This window comes from Microbispora sp. NPDC088329, from assembly GCF_040685655.1.
Classification (GTDB): Bacteria; Actinomycetota; Actinomycetes; order Streptosporangiales; family Streptosporangiaceae; genus Microbispora.
In genome coordinates this window covers 58061-77446 of record NZ_JBFBIP010000013.1, presented here as the reverse complement: position 1 = coordinate 77446, position 19386 = coordinate 58061, and the positions used below count along the sequence as shown (strand labels likewise).

18 protein-coding genes are annotated in these 19386 nt (G+C 72.9%); 3 read left to right on the top strand and 15 right to left on the bottom strand.

Going from position 1 to position 19386, the window contains the following annotated elements; translation table 11 throughout:
- Positions 1 to 45: 45 nt before the first annotated feature.
- Genes AB0O28_RS23630 through AB0O28_RS23590 form a run of 9 tightly spaced genes read right to left on the bottom strand, consistent with a single transcriptional unit; the run spans position 46 to position 10065 of the window.
- Positions 46 to 1632, bottom strand: coding sequence for a YfjP family GTPase (locus AB0O28_RS23630; protein WP_363643535.1), 1587 nt, complete (start codon positions 1630 to 1632; stop codon positions 46 to 48).
- A complete protein-coding gene (locus AB0O28_RS23625; RefSeq protein ID WP_363643533.1) occupies positions 1629 to 3356 on the bottom strand; it encodes an ABC transporter in 1728 nt (575 codons plus the stop codon). The genes AB0O28_RS23630 and AB0O28_RS23625 overlap by 4 nt, the downstream gene beginning before the upstream one ends.
- A gap of 41 nt (positions 3357 to 3397) precedes the next feature.
- A complete protein-coding gene (locus AB0O28_RS23620) occupies positions 3398 to 3925 on the bottom strand; it encodes a hypothetical protein (RefSeq protein WP_363643531.1) in 528 nt (175 codons plus the stop codon).
- A 6-nt stretch (positions 3926 to 3931) separates the two neighbouring features.
- A complete protein-coding gene (locus AB0O28_RS23615; RefSeq protein ID WP_363643529.1) occupies positions 3932 to 5539 on the bottom strand; it encodes a HAMP domain-containing sensor histidine kinase in 1608 nt (535 codons plus the stop codon).
- Positions 5523 to 6209, bottom strand: a complete 687-nt coding sequence (locus AB0O28_RS23610) for a response regulator transcription factor (RefSeq protein ID WP_363643784.1) — start codon at positions 6207 to 6209, stop codon at positions 5523 to 5525. Before AB0O28_RS23610 ends, AB0O28_RS23615 begins: the two co-directional genes overlap by 17 nt.
- Positions 6209 to 6829, bottom strand: coding sequence for a hypothetical protein (locus tag AB0O28_RS23605; protein WP_363643527.1), 621 nt, complete (start codon positions 6827 to 6829; stop codon positions 6209 to 6211). Before AB0O28_RS23605 ends, AB0O28_RS23610 begins: the two co-directional genes overlap by 1 nt.
- 28 nt (positions 6830 to 6857) lie before the next feature.
- Complete coding sequence (locus tag AB0O28_RS23600; RefSeq protein ID WP_363643525.1) at positions 6858 to 8138, bottom strand: ABC transporter permease; 1281 nt, start codon at positions 8136 to 8138, stop codon at positions 6858 to 6860.
- A complete protein-coding gene (locus tag AB0O28_RS23595; RefSeq protein WP_363643523.1) occupies positions 8135 to 8890 on the bottom strand; it encodes an ABC transporter ATP-binding protein in 756 nt (251 codons plus the stop codon). The genes AB0O28_RS23600 and AB0O28_RS23595 overlap by 4 nt, the downstream gene beginning before the upstream one ends.
- Positions 8887 to 10065 (bottom strand): biotin/lipoyl-binding protein, encoded by a 1179-nt coding sequence (locus tag AB0O28_RS23590; protein WP_363643521.1) that lies wholly within the window; start codon positions 10063 to 10065, stop codon positions 8887 to 8889. Before AB0O28_RS23590 ends, AB0O28_RS23595 begins: the two co-directional genes overlap by 4 nt.
- A 145-nt stretch (positions 10066 to 10210) precedes the next feature.
- Between AB0O28_RS23590 and AB0O28_RS23585 the strand changes: the two genes are divergently transcribed.
- Positions 10211 to 12073, top strand: coding sequence for an efflux RND transporter periplasmic adaptor subunit (locus tag AB0O28_RS23585; RefSeq protein ID WP_363643519.1), 1863 nt, complete (start codon positions 10211 to 10213; stop codon positions 12071 to 12073).
- 112 nt (positions 12074 to 12185) lie between these two features.
- Here AB0O28_RS23585 and AB0O28_RS23580 read toward each other — a convergent pair whose 3' ends face one another.
- The 4 genes from AB0O28_RS23580 to lhgO form a co-directional block, all read right to left on the bottom strand.
- Positions 12186 to 12485, bottom strand: a complete 300-nt coding sequence (locus AB0O28_RS23580; protein WP_363643517.1) for a helix-turn-helix transcriptional regulator — start codon at positions 12483 to 12485, stop codon at positions 12186 to 12188.
- A gap of 156 nt (positions 12486 to 12641) precedes the next feature.
- Positions 12642 to 14057: a HAMP domain-containing sensor histidine kinase gene (locus AB0O28_RS23575; protein ID WP_363643515.1), complete on the bottom strand. Its 1416-nt coding sequence runs from the start codon at positions 14055 to 14057 to the stop codon at positions 12642 to 12644.
- A gap of 3 nt (positions 14058 to 14060) precedes the next feature.
- On the bottom strand, positions 14061 to 14783 hold the full coding sequence (locus AB0O28_RS23570; protein WP_363643513.1) for a response regulator transcription factor: 723 nt from the start codon (positions 14781 to 14783) through the stop codon (positions 14061 to 14063).
- An 18-nt stretch (positions 14784 to 14801) separates the two neighbouring features.
- Positions 14802 to 15986 carry an L-2-hydroxyglutarate oxidase gene (gene lhgO, locus AB0O28_RS23565; RefSeq protein WP_363643511.1) on the bottom strand — a complete coding sequence of 395 codons (1185 nt, stop codon included), beginning with the start codon at positions 15984 to 15986 and terminating at the stop codon, positions 14802 to 14804.
- Between the two features lie 88 nt (positions 15987 to 16074).
- Here lhgO and AB0O28_RS23560 point away from each other — a divergent pair, with 88 nt between their 5' ends.
- Positions 16075 to 16437: a hypothetical protein gene (locus AB0O28_RS23560; protein WP_363643509.1), complete on the top strand. Its 363-nt coding sequence runs from the start codon at positions 16075 to 16077 to the stop codon at positions 16435 to 16437.
- Positions 16438 to 16500: 63 nt separating this feature from the next.
- Positions 16501 to 16935 (top strand): CBS domain-containing protein, encoded by a 435-nt coding sequence (locus tag AB0O28_RS23555; RefSeq protein ID WP_363643507.1) that lies wholly within the window; start codon positions 16501 to 16503, stop codon positions 16933 to 16935.
- Between the two features lie 135 nt (positions 16936 to 17070).
- Here the strand turns inward: AB0O28_RS23555 and AB0O28_RS23550 are convergent, their stop codons facing one another.
- Both AB0O28_RS23550 and AB0O28_RS23545 read right to left on the bottom strand, forming a co-directional pair.
- Entirely contained in the window at positions 17071 to 18144 is a 1074-nt protein-coding gene (locus tag AB0O28_RS23550; RefSeq protein ID WP_363643505.1) for a hypothetical protein, read from the bottom strand.
- Positions 18145 to 18235: 91 nt separating this feature from the next.
- A complete protein-coding gene (locus AB0O28_RS23545; RefSeq protein WP_363643503.1) occupies positions 18236 to 19348 on the bottom strand; it encodes an epoxide hydrolase family protein in 1113 nt (370 codons plus the stop codon).
- Positions 19349 to 19386 lie beyond the last annotated feature (38 nt).

Here is a 19386-nt window from a genome sequence, read left to right as displayed (position 1 = left end):
ATAGTCCACCATGATCTCCACCCCTTTGTACTCCCGATCCGGGGGTCAGGAGGTGGCGCGGGTGATGCGGTCGGCGAACCTGGCGTAGCGGGCGAGTTCCTCCCTCGCCGGCGTAACGACCAGTTCCCCGGCGACCCGTTCGATGCCGGTGCGCAGGATCCGGGCGGCTCTGCGGGCCCTGCGCCTCCCGCCGACCCAGGCGAACACCCGGCACAGCAGCGCGATCAGCACACCCGCCAGCGCGCCGCCCAGCAGGAGCACGGTCGGCCACGGCGCCCGGCCGACCGTCGGGGTCGGAAGCTCGGGCAGCATGAGGTAGTTCATCGCGAAGCGCACGAGCAGCCAGATCGCGCCCACGGCCATCACGGCGACGGTCAGCCACTGCGCCGTCCCCGCCAGACGCCACCACCGGGGGGACCCGGAGACCCCGCCCGAGGTGGCCGCGGCCACCGTGCGGTCCAGGGCGTCGGTCAACTCGCCCGACCGCGACCGCGCCGCGTGCCGTACGGCTGTCGCCCACGGCTCAGGCACCGCCGCCGAGGTGGCGGCTCCGACATCGCGCAGGGCGGTGTCCACGGCCGAGACCTCCACGGCGGTGGCCGCGGGCAGCGAGGAACGGGCGCCCTTGACCAGATGGAGGCGGCGCAGCGGATCGGGCCGCAGCCTGCGCACCCAGCGCGTCACCGGCCAGCCCGTCGCGGCGACCGAGCGGTGCCGGTGCGATTTCGCCACGGCCTCGACCACGACGGGCACCCCGGCCGCCTGTGCCAGCGCCCGCGTCAGGGTCCTGCTCACGGCGGCCTCCTGCGGCACCTCCCCCGTGACCGGGGGCCGCGGGTCCGCCGAGAGCCGGGCGGCGGCCGAGGCCACGTCGGCGGCGAGACGGGACGACCAGGCGCGGCGGCGGGAGACCTCCCGGCCGAGCAGCTCCCTGAGCTCGGACACGCCCTGCCCCGTACGCGCCGACACGGCGAGGATCGGCACACCTTCCAGCCCGTCGGCCGCCAGCAGGCCGCGCAGGTCGTCGAGGCAGCGCTTGACGGACCGCTCGGGCAGCCGGTCCACCTGGTTGAGCACGACGACCATGACGTCCCGGTGCCGGGCGAGCGGGCGCAGATACCGCTCGTGCACGGCCGCGTCGGCGTACTTCTGCGGGTCGAGCACCCAGATCAGCAGATCCACCACGGCGACCAGGCGGTCGACCTCCCCGCGGTGGGACAGCTCGATGGAGTCGTGGTCGGGCAGGTCCAGCAGGATCAGTCCCGACGCGTCGCCCTCCACCGTGTGGCGCAACGGGACGTCGAGCCAGTCGAGCAGCGGTCCCGAGCCGCCCGCGCCCCACAGGGCCGCCTGCGCCTTGGCGGTGGTCGGCCTGGTCACTCCCACCGTCGCCAGATCGGTGCCGGACAGGGCGTTGAACAGCGACGACTTGCCGCTCCCCGTCGCTCCGGCCAGGGCGACCGCGGTGTGGTCCACCGACAGGCCCCGCCGTACGCCGGCCCGGGCGACGACGGCGCGGGCGTGGTCCACGGCCTCCTGGCCGAGCCGGCCCTCCGCCAGGTCGGCGGCCTCCGCGAGCGCCTCCAGCCGGTCGTCCAGCGACACCTCGGCCTTTCTGCCCAGGAGCTTCACAGGACGCCCCTCTCCTGTACGGCCTTGGCGGCCTCCCGCAGCCGGGGGGCCGTGTCGGCGGCCGGGCCCAGCCCCTCGACGAGGGAGGTGAAGCGGTCGCGCTCCTCGTCGAGCAGCGCGCGGACGCGCCGCCGCAGGTCCTCGCGGGCCTGCTGGGTCAGCGTGCGCACGGCCTGGTCTCCGAAGACGGCTTCGAGCAGTTTCTGGCTGAGCACGCCGGTGCCGCCCGCGATGCCCAGCTCGATGCCGGTGATCCCCCCGGTCGTGGAGAACACCGCCAGCATGATCAGCACGCCCAGGCTGTTCACGCCGAACGACGCCGCCCGGGCGAGCGTGCGCCGGTCGGCGCCCTCGGAGCGGACGAGGTCGAGCACGTGCCCCTGCCAGTCGCGTACGGCCGTGCCGGCCTTGCGGGGCAGATCGGCGGACGCGCGGCCGAGCCGGCCGGAGACGGTGACGCCGGACTTCTCCAGCAGGTCGCGCCCTGCCGGCAGGGCCAGCCACGCCTCGACGGCCCGCTCGGCGGCGGCGTCGGCGGTCGCGCGGATCAGCGACTCCACGCCGCTCTCCAGTGCGACTCGCAGCTCCCTGTCGGGCGCCGGGCGGCCCCGGAAGGCGGCGGCGAGGCGGTCGCGCAGCCAGCCGATGCGGGACTCCAGGGCCCGCATGAGGTCGCCGGTGCCGACGAAGTCCTGCCAGCGGGCCAGCACCTCCCCGCGCAGCAGCCTGCCGTCGCGCATCCCCTCGTCGAACGCCGACATCGCCACGTCGTACGCCCTGCCCGCGATGTCGCGCAGCTCGGCGATGCCCGCCCGCTGGCGCTCCACCCGGTCGGCCAGATCGGGCACCCGGGTGCCCAGGCTGTCCAGAGCCCCGGTCAGGGTCCGCCGTACGATCTCGGCCCGCGCCCTGGCGTCCACGGACAGGTCGGCGAGCCAGGTCGCGATCGGCTGCACGACGTCGGCGGGCAGCCGGGCGCGCTCCGACGGCAGCGCCAGCTCGGGAACGGTGAACAACGGTGTGCCGCCCAGGCCGTTCTCCCGCAGCAACCGCGTCAGATCGGCGGTCACGGGCGCGGACGCCTCCGCCGGGACCCGCTGGAGGATCACCGCGAGCGCCGTGCTCCGCTCCCTGGCCAGGCGCAGGAAGCTCCACGGCACCTCGTCGGCGTACCGCGCGGCGGTCGTGACGAACAGCCACAGGTCGGCCGCGGCGAGCAGCTGCGCGGCCAGCTCGCGGTTGGCCGTGACGACCGAGTCGATGTCGGGGGCGTCGAGCAGCGCCATCCCGGGGGGCAGGGCCTCCACGGGGGCGATCCGCAGGGTCCCGGGCTCACCGCGTCCCCCGCCGGACGGCCCGCCCGTCACCCTGGCCAGCCCGGGCAGGACCATGGTGGAGGTGAACCAGGCGGCGTCGGCCGGATTGCACACCAGCGTCGGCGCGAGCGTGGTGGGCCGCAGCACTCCGGGCTCGGTCACGGTCGTCCCGGCCAGCGAGTTGACCAGGGTGGACTTGCCCGCACCGGTGGAACCGCCGACCACCGCGAGCAGCGGCGCGTCGATGGCCGCGAGGCGGGGCAGCAGGTAGTCGTCGAGCTGCCCGCGCAGCTCCCCCAGGACGCGCCGGTCGGCCGCGGCGTCCCCGATCTCCAGGGGGAACAGATCCTGATCGAGGTGACGCCGCAGGCTCTCGAGCGCGGCCCGCAATCTGTCGTTCCCCGCCATACTTCCGGACCTTCCCTGTGGAAGGCCCTCGAATCAGCCGGTCAGGCGCTGGGGGTGGGGGCGGGCAGCAGGACCTTGCACTTGTCGTACGCCTTGGCCACCTTGGGGTCCGCCGTGGCCGGATCGCGCAGGCGCCCGCCGGCGGGCAGTTCGGCGCCGTTGTCCTTCATGCAGGTGCGGAACGCCTGCATCGCCTGCGGATCGACGCCGCGCCGGCCGCCGAACCCGCCCCGGCCGCCTTGCGGCATGAGCGAGCGGCACGCCTCGAACGCCTTGCTCGTGGCGGGGTCCATCGACCGGAACCCGCCGAAGCCCCCATCTGGCCGGCCGCTCGGCCACGCGCTGGGCCTGCCGCTGGGGCGCCCGTTCGGCATCCCGGAAGGACGCCCGGTCGGCAGCGTGACGCCGTTCTCGCGCAGGCACGCGGTGAACGCGGCCCGGGGGTCGGCGGTCGAACCGCCGCCCGCGGCCTGCGTGGTGGTCGTGGCGGCGGTGTCGTCACCGCCGCCGCAGCCGGTCAGCGTGACCGCGAGGGCCGCCGCGGCGACCGCGATGGACAGGTATCGCATAGAGGATCACCCAAGCCTTTCGTCAGGGGGGCACTCGGGGAGGCGGACGCGGAACACCGCGCCGTGGCCGGGCTCGCTGTCGGCCGTGATGGTGCCGCCGTGGGCCTGGACGAGAGCGGCGGCGATGGACAGCCCGAGCCCCGTGCCGCCGGAGTCCGACCGGCTGCGCGAGGGATCGGCGCGGTAGAACCTTTCGAAGACGCGCTCGGCGTCGCCGGGGCCCAGGCCGGGCCCGTCGTCGGCCACCTCGATCAGCACCTGCGATTCGGGCACGGTCCCCACACCGACCCGCAAGGCGGTGCCCGCCGGGGTGTGCCGCAGGGCGTTGCCGACGAGGTTGCCGACGACCTGGCGCAGCCGCGCCTCGTCGCCGAGCACCCGCACCGGCTCGTCCGAGTCGTCCAGCCGCAGCAGGTCGATCTCCCGGTCCGGCGCGAGGGTCTGCGCGTCGAGCACCGCCCCCGCCGCGAGACTCAGCACGTCGACCGGGCGGCGTTCGAGGGGGCGCTGCTGGTCGAGCCGGGCGAGCAGCAGCAGGTCGTCCACGAGCAGGCCCATCCGTACGGCCTGGTCCTCGATGCGGCGCAGCAGCAGGACGGGATCCTGCGAACTCTGCTGCCGGTACAGCTCGGCGAAGCCGCGGATCGAGGTGAGCGGGGTGCGCAGCTCATGGGAGGCGTCGGCCATGAACCGGCGCATCCGCTCCTGCGACGCCTCCCGCTCCCGGAACGCCGTCTCGATCTGCGTGAGCATGCCGTTGATGGACCGGCCGAGACGGCCCATCTCGGTGCGCCGGTGCCGCAGCGGGACCCGCCGCGACAGATCGCCGGCCGCGATGGCCTCCGCCGTACGCTCGATCTCCCCCAGCGGGCGCAGGCTGCGCCGTACGAGCCAGTAGCAGGCGACCCCGAGCGCGACGAGCACGGCGAGGCCGACCCCGACGACGATCAGCTCCAGCTGGGAGACCGTGTTGTCGATGTCGGCCAGGCTGACGGCCGCGACGCGGAAGCGGGTGCCGCCCTCCTCGCGTACGGCGATCGCCCGCCACACGACCCCCGAGGGGGCCTCCATCGTGAACAGCCACTGCCTGCGGTCCTGCCGGGGCCTGGGCAGCGCGGGCAGCGGGTCGGCGTTCGGCGGCTCCTGGACGGTACGCACGACGGCGCCGTCCCGGTCGAGCACGACGATGTAGAACGAGCCGAACTGCCGCGGCGGCCGGGACGCGGTGGCCGTGGCCTGGGGCGGAGGCGGCGGCTCGACCGGGCGCCGGCCGACGGCCGCGAGCTGTGTCTCGACCCGCTCCACCAGGTAACCGCGCAGGAGCTGTACGGCGAAGCCACCGGTCAGCGCGATCGCGAGGGTGACGAGCAGCAGCGTGCCCGCGACGAGCCGCAGCCAGAGAGGGGTCCGCGCGGCCCGCCGCCGCAGCTCGCGAACGCTCAGCGAGCACAGCGGCCGATCGGCGCGCGGCAGCCGGGGCCACCGGCGGGCACGGGCCGTTTCCCCACCGGGCTCCCGCGCGGGCCCGGCCGTCCCACCGGCCCTCGCACGGGTCCTCGCACCCGCGGCGCCGGCCGGCCTGCCGGCGTGGAGCAGGTCAGTGACGCGGCGCACGGAGGACATAGCCCACGCCGCGGAGCGTGTGGATCAGCTTGGGCTCGGTGGTGTCGATCTTGCGGCGGAGATAGGAGACATACGACTCGACCACGTTGTGGTCGCCGCCGAAGTCGTAGTGCCAGACGTGGTCGAGGATCTGCGCCTTCGACAGCACCCGGCCCTGGTTGACCATGAAGTAGTGCAGCAGCTTGTACTCCGTGGGCGAGAGCCGTACGGCGGCTCCGCCGCGCCAGACCTCGTGGGAGTCCTCGTCGAGCTCGAGGTCGGCGACGCGCAGCCGGGCGGGGACGGCGTCGCCGCCGCGCGTGCGGCGCAGCACGGCCCGGATGCGCGCGAGCACCTCCTCCAGGCTGAACGGCTTGGTGACGTAGTCGTCGCCGCAGCCGAGCCCGGTGATCTTGTCCTCGGTCGCGTCCCTCGCGGTGAGGAACAGCACCGGGACCCGCCGCCCGGAGGCGTGCAGCCGGTCGGAGACGGCGAAGCCGTCCAGATCGGGCAGCATGACGTCCAGCACGATCAGATCGGGGCGCACCTTGCCGGCCAGCTGGACCGCCTCACGGCCGGTGGACGCGGTGAGCACCTCGAACCCGGCGTACCGCAGGCTGGCCGACAGCAGCTCTCTGATGTCGGGCTCGTCGTCGACGACCAGCAGACGGCCCTCCCTGATCACGAGCCCGTCCTCCGGCCCATGGGCGAGCCCTGGGTGACGGACGTCGCCGCCACCTGACCCTGGTCGTCGGCGGTCCCCGCGACGGTGACGAAGCTGCCCGGCTTGAGGTCGGACACCTTCCCCGCCCGGGTGACCTGGACCTTGGTGTCACCTGACGTGGTCACCGTGACCACACCGCCGTTCGCGGTCTGCACGTAGATCTTGTCGCCGTCGACCAGTTTGACCGTGCCGAAGGTCATGCCGCCGGGCCCTGCTCCCGTCCCCGCGCCCGCTCCTCTTCCCGCGCCACCGCCGGCGAAGCCGCCGCCCGCGCCGTCACCGCCCCTGCCCGCGCCGCGGGCGTACCCGCCGCCGAGCCCGCCGCCCCCGGGGGCCTGCCCTCCACCGGCGTACGTCCCGAAACCGGCGGCGCGGGACGACTGGCCGGGTGCGGAGCCGCCCAGGAGCTTCTGCACCTGGATGCCGAGGAGGAGCCCGGCCACGAGCAGGACGCCTCCGGCCAGGGCGAGCGTCAGCCTCGACCCGCCCGTCCGGGCGGGACGCGCCGCCAGCACCTCCTGGAGGTCGTCGTCGAACGGCGAGGTCTCCAGAAGCTCCTCGGTGTCGTGCCTGCTCAAATCCTTCTCCCTTCCCTGGGTCCGGCCGTCATTCGAAGCGCAGGGCTTCGATCGGCCGCAGCCCGGCGGCGCGGTTGGCGGGATAGCTGCCGAAGAACAGGCCGATCGCGACCGAGACGCCGAGCGCCAGCGCGATCGACGTCGGAACGATCACCGGCCGCACGCCCGCGATCGTGAACTGCGCGCCGATCACGGCGATCAGCACGCCCAGCAGGCCGCCGACGAGGCTGAGCATCGTCGCCTCGGCGAGGAACTGGCCGAGGATGGCGCCCTTGGGCGCGCCGATCGCCTTGCGGATGCCGATCTCCCGCGTCCGCTCGGTGACCGTGACGAGCATGATGTTGGTGATGCCGATGCCGCCGACGAGCAGGCTGATCGCGGCCACCGCGCCGAGCAGGACCGTGAACGTCCCGGTCGCCGCGCTGACCGTCTCCTGCAGCGTCGCCTGGTTGAGGATGCGGTAGTCGGCGCTCGCCGAGCCGGTGATGCCGTGCCGCTGGTTGAGCACCTCGGTCACCTCGCTCTGCGCGGCGTCGACCGCCTCGGCGCTCCTGGCCTGCACGAGGATCTGCCCCAGCGGCCCGAATCCGGTCAGGCTCTGCTGCACGGCGGGCAGCGGGGCGATCGCCACGTCGTCGGCGTCCTGGAACCCGGACGAGCCGGCCTCCTTGAGCACGCCCACGACCGTGAACGGCACGCCCGACAGCGTGATCTGCTTGCCGAGGGGATCGACCGCCCCGAACAGGTTCTCGGCCACCGTCTGCCCGATCACCACGACCTTGCGCGCGGCGAGCACGTCGTCGTTGTAGAAGTAGGCGCCCTTGACCACCGGCTTGTTGGACGCCTCGAAGTAGCTCGGGTAGGTGCCCACGAGCTGGCCGATCGAGTGGCTCGCCCCTTCGTACGTGGCGGTCTGGGACTGGGCGGTGACGACCGGCGAGACGCTCTTGACCGAGGGGGCGTTCGCCGGGTCGGCCAGCGCCCGCGCGTCGTCGACGGTCAGGTTCCTGGCCTGCGTGCGCGGTCCGCTGTTCTGCCGCCCGGCCTGGCCACCGCCTCCCCCGCCTCCCCCGCCGAACGCGCGGCCGAACCCGCCGCCGCCACCGGATGTGGAGGGCGTGACGGTCAGCGAGTTGGCCCCGAGCCGCTGGATGTTCTGCTGGATCTGCTGGGAGGACCCCTCGCCCACCGCGACCAGGAGGATCACCGCGGCGACGCCGATCAGGATGCCGAGCATGGTGAGCGCGCTGCGCATCTTGTTGGCGGCCAGGCCGCGCAGGGCGAAACGCAGGACCTCCGCGGCGTTCACGAGGCCACCTCCGCGAGCATCGGGGGCGGCCCGCCGACCGGCGTGGTGCGTACGTCCTCGACGATCCGGCCGTCCATGAGCCGGACGACCCGTTTCGCGTGCGCGGCGACCTCCTCCTCGTGCGTGATGACGACCAGGGTGCGGCCGCTCACGCTGAGGCGGTCGAAGATGTTCATGACGTCCTCGCTGGACTTGCTGTCGAGAGCGCCCGTGGGCTCGTCGGCCAGCAGCAGGGTCGGCGCGGTGACGAGCGCGCGGGCCACCGCCACCCGTTGCTGCTGGCCGCCGGACAGCTCGTTGGGCTGGTGGTGGACGCGCTCGGAGAGCCCGACCCGGTCGAGCGCGGCCAGCGCCCTGCGGCGCCGCTCCGCGGCTTTGACCCCGCCGTACGCCAGGGGAAGCTCGACGTTGGCGAGGGCGCTCATCCGGGGGATCAGATTGAACGACTGGAAGACGAAACCGAGTTTGCGGTTGCGGACGACCGCGAGCCGCCGCTCGTCGAGCCCGCCGACGTCGGTGCCGTCGAGGTGATAGGTCCCCCCGGAAGGAACGTCGAGGCAGCCGATGATGTTCATCAGCGTGGACTTGCCGGAGCCGGAGGCGCCCATGATCGCCACGTAGTCGCCGCGCTCCACCCTCAGCGACACGCCGCGCAACGCGCGCACCGCGGTCTCGCCCTCGCCGTACACCTTGGTGACGTGGCCCAGATCGAGAACGGGGGGGTTGAGCACCGGCGGCTCCCCCGCCGTCATCGGTCGCCCCTGCCGCCACCGCCACCGCCGCCGAAGCCGCGGCCGAAGCCGCCTCCGCCGCCCGGGAACTGGATGCCGCCGCCTCCGCCGGTCGTCGATGCCTGGGGTCGCACCACCTGGTCGCCCTCCTGAAGTCCCGACGTGATCTCGGTGGTCGTGTCGCCCTTGAGGCCGACCTGCACCCGCTTCACGACCTGCCTGCCGTTCTCCAGCACGGTCACCGTGGTCTGGCCGCCCGCCGTCGTGACCGCCGAGGACGCCACCGTGAGCGCGTCGTCCGCCTTGCCCACGGTCACCCGGGCCGTGGCCGTCTGCCCGAGCCGTACGGTGGAGGGCACCTTGGTCAAGGAGATCGTCACGGCGTACTGGACGACGTTGTTGGTGGTCTGCGGCTGTGGGTCGACCACCGTCACCTTGCCGGCGGCGGTGACCCCGGCGAGGGCGTCGAAGGTCACGGTCGCCGCCTGGCCGACCTTGATCCTGCTGACGTCGGCCTCGGTGAAGTTCCCCACGATCCGCAGGCGGGCGGGGTCGGCGATCTCGATGAAACCGCCGGACCCGCTCTGCGACTGCGAGGACTGCGACTGGCCCTGACCGCCCTGGGAGGATCCGCCGGATCCGCCGGATCCGCCCGATCCGCCCGATCCGCCTGAGGAGCCGGACGCGCCCGAGGAACCGCCGACAGAGCCGTTGACCGCCGTGACGACCCCGGCGAACGGCGCCTTGATCACGGTGCCCGCCAGCGCCCGCTTCGCCGACCGGTAGGCGTTCCTCGCGTTGATGTACTGCGAGTAGCCGGAAGCCGTCGAAGTGTCGGCCTCCTCGGCGGCGTCCAGGCTCGCCCGGGCCGCCTCCAGGCTCTCCCGGGCCGCCGTGTCGTCGATGCGCGCGAGCACCTGTCCCTTCTTGACCTTGTCGCCGGTCTCGACCAGGACGGACTCGACGGTGCCGTTCGCGGAGAAAGCGAGGGCGCGCGTCCTGGCGCTCTCGACGGAACCGGAGGCCGATACCGAGGCGAGCACGGTCCCGCGGGTCACCCGGGTCGTCAGCGGCGCGGCGCCGTCACCGGAGGAGTCGCCTCCCACGGACGCCCAGGCCGCCGCGATCCCGCCGAGCAGCAGCACCACCAGGACACCGTTGACGATCAGTGTCCTGCGCTTCGTCGACAGCTTCACGACGTGGAACCCTGGCAAACCCCGCTTCGGGCAACCTAGGCCGATGCTGAGGGTTTCCTGACAGTCCGCATCCGATCCCGCATCCACAGACAACTCTCAGGTACGGCCAAGCCACCGGTCACGTGACGTCAGCAGGATGTCCGCCATGAGATCGAGCACTCCACTTCGTGTCGGAGGGCTCGCGCTGGCGGGGATCGTCATCGCGAGCGTCGCCGTGATCTCCGCCAGGGGCGGCGACACCTCCGTGGCCGACCGGATAGCGCTCGCCTCGGTCAGGCGGGGCACGGTCACCTCGTACGTCTCGGCCGCCGGCACCACGGTCGACACCGGCGTGCGCGATCTCACGTTCGGAGCGGAGGGCACGGTCGAGAAGGTCTACGTCAAGGTGGGCCAGAAGGTCCGCCGCGGCAAGGTCCTCGCCCGGATCGACGACACCATCGCCAGGGAGAACTACGAGGCCGCCAAGGCCGCCCTCGCCGCCGCCCGGGAGACCCTCGACGACGTCGAGAACGGCACCGCCACCACGGGCGGAGCCGCCGCGCCGAGTGCGGGCGGCTCCGGAGGCCGCGCGTCCGGCGGAGGAGCGGGAGCCGGGTCGGAAAGCGCAAGCGGCACCGGCGCGGGAGCCGGGATGGGGAACGCGGGCGGCTCCGGGGGCGGGGCCTCCGCCCGCGGGGGCGGCTCTGGCAGCGCGGGCAGGGCCGGGACCCCCGGCGGCGGAAGCGACCCGGGAGCCGGGTCGGGAAACGCGGGCGGCTCCGGGGCGGCGACCCCGAGCGGCGCCGGCCCGGTCGTGTGTCCGACACCCGCCGCCCGGCCTTCGGGGCAGGCGTCCACGCGTCCCTCCTCCCCGCCCTCGTCGCGGTCTTCCGCGAACACCCGGCCGTCGAGCCGACCGGGTGCCGCCGCGGCGAACAGCGGCGCGAGCGCGGCGAGCATCAGCCTGGTGGCGTACCACGGCGGCTCCACGCCCGAGCCCAGTCCGGCGCCCACGCTCAGGTCACACCCGCACCCGTCGAGGACGCACCATCCGGCCCACAAGGGCGGCGGCGCGACCGCGCCGAACCCCGAGGTGAGCGTCTCGATCCCGCCCACGACGCCGGCGCAGCGACCGACCGCGAAGCCGAGCCCCTCCTCCGGTGGCGCCTCCCCCAGCTGCGCACCGGGCCAGGACGGCCAGGGACAGAACCAGCAGGGACAGGGCTCGCAGGGCCAGAACCGGCAGGGCCAGAACCGGCTGGGACAGGGCGGCGGCGCACCGGGGCGTGCGGGCTTCGGCGGCGGCCAGGACGGCCAAGCGGAGCAGGGCGGCCCGTCGGGACAGGCCGGTCAAGGCGGCCAGGGGGGCGGCGCCCGGCTCACCGAGGCGCAGGCCGAGGCGCAGGTCAGCAAGGCGACGACCGAACTGGCCGAGGCCAAGGAGGCTCTGGCGGGCGTGCGAATCAAGGCTCCGGCGGACGGCACGATCCTGTCCGTCGCGGGGACCACCGGCTCCCGCTACACCTCGGGCGCGTTCATCACGCTCGGCGACCTCGACGCCCTGCAGGTGCAGGCCATGTTCACCGAGTCGGACATCCGCTTCCTGAAGGCCGGTCAGGCGGCCACCGTCACGCTGTCGACGCAGCCGGGGCGGGAGTACGCGGGAACGGTCGCCCACGTCGATCCGACCGCGACCACCTCGAACCGGCTCGTCCGCTATGGCGTGACTATCGACCTCAACAACCGCCCGGCCCGGATGCTGCTGGGCCAGAGCGCCACCGTGAGGGTGACGACCGGCGAGGCGGCCGACGCGCTCTACGTCCCCGCGCAGGCCGTACGCCTCCAGGACGACGGCACGGCCGTGGTCACGGTGACCAACGGCGGGACGCAGGCGCGGCGGACGGTCAAGATAGGCGTGCGTGGCGACACCTACGTGGAGATCACGGGCGGTCTCTCCGAAGGCGACCAGGTTGCCCTGCCCGGCACCACCACCGCCTTCCCCGACGAAGGCTTCCCCGCCGCCTCCTGACCTCCGGCTTACGGCCCGCGCTCGCCGGCGACATGCCTGTGGACGAGGGGCAGCCGTTCGCTTGCCGGACGGCCGCGTACGGGAGAGATTGTGCGGGAAAGCGCAGCAGACGTCACGCTGCAGGAGCCCGGGGTGTCAGACGGACCTCGACATCCGCGTCCAGAGCGCTCGCCAGGCGCTCGATGACAGGCAGGGTGGGAACCGTCCCTCCGGCCTCGAACCGCGCCACCGCTGACTGCGTCATGCCTGCCGTTCGGGCCAGATCACTCTGGCTCCAGCCCCGCGCCTCCCGCATCGCCCGGACCGTCTTTCCCAGTTCATAAGCGAGACGTGCGGCCTCGTAGGCTTCGACCGCTCCGGGCTCGACCATCCGGCGATTCCGGAGCTCCCGCCAGCTCTCCTGCTCGCTCATACCGCTTCTTCTTCCTCATCCACGGTGTGCGCCGCCTCGACACAGCGACGTAGGGCCCGACGAGCCCTCTCTATCTCACGCTCGTCGCGCGGCCTGGACTTGTAGAACACCGTCAGGAGCACGATTCTGCGCCCGGGTGCGATCCGAAGACAGCGGTCAGGTGCGGGCTTCGGGGGCGAGGGGGAGGGTGACGCGGAAGGCGGCGCCGGCGCCAGGGGCCGTCTCCAGGCCGACCTCGCCGCCGTGCACCCGGACGAGGGACTCCACGATCGCGAGCCCCAGTCCGCTGCCACCGGACGGCCGCGTACGGGAGGGATCGGCGCGGTAGAAGCGCTCGAAGACCCGGGCGGCCTGCTCGGGAGTGAGGCCGGGTCCCTTGTCCGCCACCTCGATGAACGCCGTGCCGTCCCGGCTGCCGACGCGGACAGTGATCGGGGTTCCTTCGGGCGTGTGGGTGGTGGCGTTGCTCATCAGGTTGCCCACGACCTGCCTCAGCCGCACCTCGTCCCCCGACACGATCAGCGCCGCGTCCCCCTCGACCGCCAGCGAGACCTCGCGGTCGGGGCAGAGGGTGACGGCGTCGTGGACCGCGTCGGCCGCCAGGGCCAGCAGGTCCACCGGCTGCATGCGCAGCGGGCGCTGCTGGTCGAGCCGGGCGAGCAGCAGGAGGTCCTCCACCAGCAGGCCCATGCGGGCGGCCTCGCTCTCGATCCGCGACATCAGCCGCGTCGTGTCGGCGTCCGGCACCTGCCGGTGGAACTCGGCGAATCCCCGGATCGAGGTGAGCGGTGTGCGCAGCTCGTGTGAGGCGTCGGCGACGAAGCGGCGCATGCGCGCCTCCGACTCGCGCGCCTTGGCCTCGGATTCCCTGGCCGCCGCCTCGGAGGCCGCCCGGGCCTGGAACGCCGCCTCGATCTGGGCGAGCATGCCGTTCAGCGCGCGGGCGAGCCGCCCGACCTCCGTACGCGGGTCGCGGTCGGGGATCCGGCTGCCGAGGTTCCCCCGGGCGATGGCCTCGGCGGTCGCCTCGATCTCCGCCAGGGGCCGCAGGCTGCGTCGTACGATCACGACGCCGACGACGGCGAGCACGACCATCAGGGCGCCGCCGACCAGCGCCTCGATGAGGGTGAGCCGCGTGGTGATCTGCCCGACCGAGGCCATGTCCATCGCGACGACGACCGTGCCGAAGCCCTCGACGGGCACCACCCGGGCCCGCCACAGACCGTCGCCGGAGACGGCGGAGACCGTCACCGGGTTCTGAGAGGTCACGGTGCGGGGGCCCGGCAGACCCTCCACGCTCATGCCCGCCTGCGCGAGCACCGTCCTGCCGTCGGTGTCCAGGATCTCCACCCGGCCCTCGGGCGGCACCCTGAGCCGTGCGAACGCCGCCGGGCCCCGGTCGAGCCGTTTCTCCGTCTCGTGCGCCAGCATGCCGACCTGCATGTCGACCCGGCTGACCAGGTAGTCGCGCAGCACCGAGACGCTGCCCACGCCGACGGCCGCGAGGGCGACCGCGACCAGCGCCAGCATGGCCGCGCTGAGCCGGATCCGCAGCGGCGTACGCCCGGACACGGCTCAGGCGCCGGCGGGTGGTGTCCGCATGACGTAACCGACGCCGCGCAGCGTGTGGATGAGCCGGGGGTGGGACCGGGAATGGGCGTGGTCGAGCTTGCGCCGCAGCACCGACACGTACGACTCGACGATCCCGGCGTCGCCGCGGAAGTCGTAGTCCCACACGTGGTCGAGGATCTGGGCCTTGGACAGCACCCGGCCGGCGTTGCACATGAAGTAACGCAGCAGCTTGAACTCCGTCGGCGACAGGGACACGGCCCGGCCGCCGCGCCAGACCTCATGGGACTCCTCGTCCAGCTCGATGTCGGCGAAGGTCAGCCGCGGCGAAGTGATCATCGGGTCCCCGGCGGTGCGGCGCAGCACGGCCCGGATCCGGGCGACGACCTCCTCCAGGCTGAACGGCTTGGTCACGTAGTCGTCGCCGCCGAGCGTCAGGCCGCGGATCTTGTCCTCGGTGGCGTCCCGCGCGGTGAGGAAGACCACGGGCGTGTGGGTGCCGCCGCCGCGCAGTCTGCGGACGATGTCGAACCCGTCCATGTCGGGCAGCATGACGTCGAGCACGATCAGGTCCGGGCGGTGCCGCTGGGCCGCGGCGACCGCCTCACCGCCGTTGCACGCGGTGTGGACCTCGAATCCGGCGTACCGGAGACTGGCCGCGAGCAGTTCGAGGATGTTCGGCTCGTCCTCGACGATCAGCAGCCGGGCTTCGGGAGATTCAGGGACCATGGCGGAAGCACTCTAGACCTAATTGGTTAAGGGAACCGTTAAAGCGATATGTCTGGCGATCGCGAGGCTGCTCGTCGCCGCAGGTGAGGGCGCGTTCCGCACGAGCACGATCCGCCCGCGCACGTCGATGACGAAGTCGTCGACCAGCCTGCCGTCCCGCGCCACGGCCTGCGCCCGCACGCCGCCCCCGGTGCGTACGAGATCGGCCGGGACCAGGGCGGGCACGTACCGCCGGGCGGCGGACACGAAGGCGTGTTTGGCCAGCGAGCCGTACACCTCGCGCAGGCCGGTGTGCCAGTGCTCGGCCGCCATGCGCCGGGTGCCCGGCCAGGACAGGATGCCGCGCAGGTCGCGGGCCGAGGCCCGGCGCCACGAGTAGCCCTCCAGGGCGAGCGCCGGCACGGCGTTGGGCCCGACCAGGACCTCCCCGTCGATCCGGCGGGTCAGGTGGACCCCGAGGAAGGGATAGCGGGGGTCGGGCACGGGATAGATGAGGCCCCTCACCAGATCGCGCGCCCAGCCGGCGAGCCGGTAGTACTCCCCCCTGAACGGGACGATCCGCACGTCGCCGCCCGCCCTGGCCAGATCCGCCACATGGTCGGTGCCGAGGCCGGCGCACGAGATCAGCCGGTCGAAGCTGAGCCTCTCCGGCCCGGCCGCCACCGCCACCCCGTCGGTGGTCTGCCTGATCGCGCGTACGGGACGCGAGAGCCGTACGGACCCGCCGGCCTCGGCCACGTCGGCGGCGAGGCGGCGGGCGACCGCGGAGAAGTCGGTGATCGCGGTGTGCGGCGAGTGGACGGCGGCGACCCCGACCGCGTGCGGTTCCACCTCCCGCAGGCCGATCGCGTCGAGTTCGGCGATGCCGGGCACGCCGTTCTCCCTGGCCCGTTCGGCGATGCGGCGCAGCCCGGGCAGCTCGGCCCGGGTGGAGGCCACGACGAGCTTGCCCACCTCGTCGTACGGCAGGCTGTGCTCGGCGCAGTACTCGCGCAGCATCGCGGCGCCCTCCCGGCAGAGGGTCGCCTTCAGCGAGCCGGGCTGATAGTAGATCCCGGCGTGCACGACCCCGCTGTTGTGCCCGGTCTGGTGGGCGGCGATCCGGGGCTCCTTCTCCAGGACGGTCACCTCGGCGCCCGCCCTCGCCATCTGCCGGGCCACGGCCAGACCGAGGATTCCGGCGCCGACGATCCCGATCCTCATGTCCGTGCGGTTGTCGACAGCATGCGAGACATTGTCTCAGCCGGAGCCGCTCCACGGTGATCGAACCTGTGTTCGGTACGATGACGGTGTGTACGTGCCACCCGGCTGGCCACCCGAGGTGCGCCCTCCCGGCAGCCCCGACTGGGCGGTCTCGGCCGTGTCGTGGCTGCTCGACGCGGTTCCGCCGGACTACCGCGCGTACGGCGTGCTGCGCCGCCATCCGCTCGCGCTCGCCCGGATGGCCCGTCAGCAGGTGGCGGCCTCGATCCAGGCGGCGCGGGAGGGGTATCGCGGAGCGGCGGTCGACCTGAAGGAGCACCTGCCCCCACACGCGATCGAGGCGGTCCTCGACGCCTACCGTCAGGAGGGCCCCCGGCTCGTGCGACTGGCCGAGTCGATCGCGCTCGTGGAGCGCGCCCTGCGCGGCGAACACTTCCTACCCCGGCTGTGAACGCGCTCTTATTTCCGGACAGATGGGGCATAACCGCCCAAAAGGGGGAATCGGGGGTTAGACATGACCACAGAGGGAGTGAACAAGACCGCCGGCCAGGTCATGCACGAGGGCGCCGAGTGCATCGGCGAGCACGAGAGCCTGCGCAGGGCCGCGGAGATGATGCGCGACATGAGCGTGGGCGCCCTGCCCATCTGCGGGGACGACGACCGGCTCAAGGGCATCATCACCGACCGCGACATCGTGATCAAATGCTGCGCCGAGGGCAAGGACCTCGACCAGACCACGGCGAGCGAGCTCGCCCGTGGCCTCGTGTGGGTCGACGCCGGCGCCAGCGTCGAGGACGCCCTGGCGAAGATGGAGGAACACCAGATCAAGCGCATGCCGGTGATCGACAACCACCGGATCGTCGGGATGATCACCGAGGCCGACCTGGCCAAGGAGCTACCCGACAGCAAGCTCGCGGAGTTCGTGCACCGCCTCTACGCGCGGAGCTGACTCTCGCGGCGCGCTCCGGGCCGGGTGTCGCCGGGAACGGCGGCCCGGCCCTTCGCATGAGCGGGCCCGGTCGTTGACCACGTGCATCCGGTGCCAAGCCAGGGCGCACACGGTCGCGGACGGGTCCCGCGTCGGTCAGCGGCCCGTGCGGTAGGCGATGAACGCGATGATCCCGATCGCGCCCAGGGCGACCGCGACCCATAACACCCGCATCGGCACGCCGAGCAGGTCGTCCGCGGCGGCCGCCTCGCTCGGCGCCGCGACCGCGCGCGGCCGGGCGGAGCTCCGGGCGCTCGGACGGGGTGAGGGGCTCGGGAGCGCGGCGGCCGGCAGCGGCACCCGGTAGACCGGGCTGTTGCTCCCCTCGCTCCCGGCGAGCAGCGCCCTGCCGTCCCGGGTGTACGCGATCGACTCGGCCTGGTCGAGCGGCGGCATCGTGACGTGCGCGAGCAGCTTCCCCGGCGACCGATAGACGGACGCCGAGAAGTACGTGCGGATGACGAAGCTCGACCCGTCGGGTGCGTACGCCGCGTCGGTGGCCATGATGGGCGCGGGCCCCACCCGGCGCAGGACGTTCACCGTGTCGGTGCGCAGCTTCGCCGGGGCGGCGTAGACACCCCCGGAGATCTCCTTGCTGACGACGTACAACCGGCCGGTGCGGGGATTCACCATCAGCCCCTCGGCGTTGCGGGGGCCGTCGGCGTACCGGAAGCGATACCGCGTGGCCCGCAGCGTCGCGTCCGCCATCGTCCGCGGCTCGGCGACCTTGTAGACGGACACGTCCGGCCAGGTGTCGAGGTTGTCGCCGATGTCGGCGATCCACAGCACCCCGCGGCCGGTCGTGCGGTCGGTGGAGGCCGCGATGGCCTCCCAGTCCCTGGCCTCGGCGTTCCCGATCGTGAAGGTCGCCCGCGTACGGCCGTCCGGGCCGATCGCGTAGATCTGCGGGCCGTTGCCGCTGTCGTTGTGCGTGTAGACGATGCCCTTGTGCGTGGGTGAGACGGCGAGGCCGCTCGACTCGCCGACGCGCTCGTCCCGGATCCGGAACAGCGGTTTGTCCCCGTCGTCGGCCCGCCTCGTGACGTCGGCCCGCTTTGTGACGTCGGCCCGCGCCGCCGTTCCGGGGAGCGCCGCGCCCGCGACCGCGAGGAGAGCGAGGACGGCCCGCGAAATCCGTCTCGTCCGCGTCCGCCCCGTTGCTCGCCCCATGTGGTCATCATTCCCGATGCCCGCTCCGCGTGCGGCGACCGGCATTCCCACGCACGCCCCGGATCAGGTCAAGAACCGGATATGCGCCGCTTCACCGCAGACTGTCGTAGAAGTCGCGCAGATCGGCGGCGAGCACCTCCGGCCGCAGATGGGCGGCGTAGTGGCCGCCCGCGTCGTAGGACCGCCAGTGGACGATGTTCTTGTGATCGCGCTCGGCGAAGGTGCGCATCGACACGAAGTCGCCCTCGAACATCGCCAGGCCGAGCGGGACCGTCGTCGGCTCCGTGGGATGCTCGGCGTGCGCGTCCTCGTAGTAGAACCGCGTCGCCGACGTGGCGGTGCCGGTCGCCCAGTAGAGCATCGTGTTGGTCAGGATGAAGTCGTCGTCGACGTCCTCACCGAACAACTGGGTGTTCCAGCCCAGCAGCCCGGCCGGCGAGTCGAAGATCCCGTACGACAGCGTCTGCGGCTGCTGCGAGTGGACCATGTTGAACGACATCTTGTTCTCGGAGAACCACCGCAGCATCTCCAGCCCCTTCCGCTCCTCGTCGGTGAGGTTCGCCATCTCGGCCGGGTCGCCGGAGGGGAAGGAGTAGATCTGCGTGACGTGGACGCCGACGACGTGCTCGGGGTCCACCCGGCCCACCTCGGGCGAGACGAACGAGCCGCCGTCGTTGCCCACGGCGCCGTACCGGTCGTAGCCGAGCCTGCGCATGAGCTCCGCCCAGGCCCGGGCCGTACGGAACCGGTTCCAGCCCCGCTCTCTCGTCGGGCCGGAGAAGCCGAAGCCGGGCAGCGACGGGATCACCAGGTGGAACGCCCGCGCCGGGTCCTCGGGGTTCGTCAGCGGTTCGATGACCTTGAGATACTCCACGATCGAGCCCGGCCAGCCGTGGGTCAGGATCAGGGGGAGGGCATTGTCGTGCGGCGACCGCACGTGCAGGAAGTGGATGTCCTGCCCGTCGATCTCGGTGACGAACTGCGGATACCGGTTGATCTCGGCCTCGTGGGCACGCCAGTCGTACCCGTCCCTCCAGTACTCGGCCAGCCGCTTCACGTACGCGACCGGCATGCCGTAGTCCCATCCCGCTCCGGGGATCTCGTCGGGCCAGCGGGTCCGGGCGAGCCGGTCCTTCAGGTCGTCGAGGTCGGCCTGGGGGACGTCGATGCGGAAAGGCCTGATCGGAGGCGTGTTGTCGCTCATGACACCGACAGTACGGACCCTTCCGGACAGCTTCTGTC

What these genes read in the sequence shown, in the direction of transcription:
- AB0O28_RS23625 (WP_363643533.1), bottom strand. Translation starts at nt 3,356, where the DNA reads ATGGCGGGGAACGACAGATTGCGGGCCGCGCTCGAGAGCCTGCGGCGT.
- AB0O28_RS23595 (WP_363643523.1), bottom strand. Translation starts at nt 8,890, where the DNA reads ATGACGGCGGGGGAGCCGCCGGTGCTCAACCCCCCCGTTCTCGATCTG.
- lhgO (WP_363643511.1), bottom strand. Translation starts at nt 15,986, where the DNA reads ATGAGGATCGGGATCGTCGGCGCCGGAATCCTCGGTCTGGCCGTGGCC.
- AB0O28_RS23570 (WP_363643513.1), bottom strand. Translation starts at nt 14,783, where the DNA reads ATGGTCCCTGAATCTCCCGAAGCCCGGCTGCTGATCGTCGAGGACGAG.
- AB0O28_RS23580 (WP_363643517.1), bottom strand. Translation starts at nt 12,485, where the DNA reads ATGAGCGAGCAGGAGAGCTGGCGGGAGCTCCGGAATCGCCGGATGGTC.
- AB0O28_RS23550 (WP_363643505.1), bottom strand. Translation starts at nt 18,144, where the DNA reads ATGGGGCGAGCAACGGGGCGGACGCGGACGAGACGGATTTCGCGGGCC.
- AB0O28_RS23585 (WP_363643519.1), top strand. Translation starts at nt 10,211, where the DNA reads ATGAGATCGAGCACTCCACTTCGTGTCGGAGGGCTCGCGCTGGCGGGG.
- AB0O28_RS23620 (WP_363643531.1), bottom strand. Translation starts at nt 3,925, where the DNA reads ATGCGATACCTGTCCATCGCGGTCGCCGCGGCGGCCCTCGCGGTCACG.
- AB0O28_RS23555 (WP_363643507.1), top strand. Translation starts at nt 16,501, where the DNA reads ATGACCACAGAGGGAGTGAACAAGACCGCCGGCCAGGTCATGCACGAG.
- AB0O28_RS23545 (WP_363643503.1), bottom strand. Translation starts at nt 19,348, where the DNA reads ATGAGCGACAACACGCCTCCGATCAGGCCTTTCCGCATCGACGTCCCC.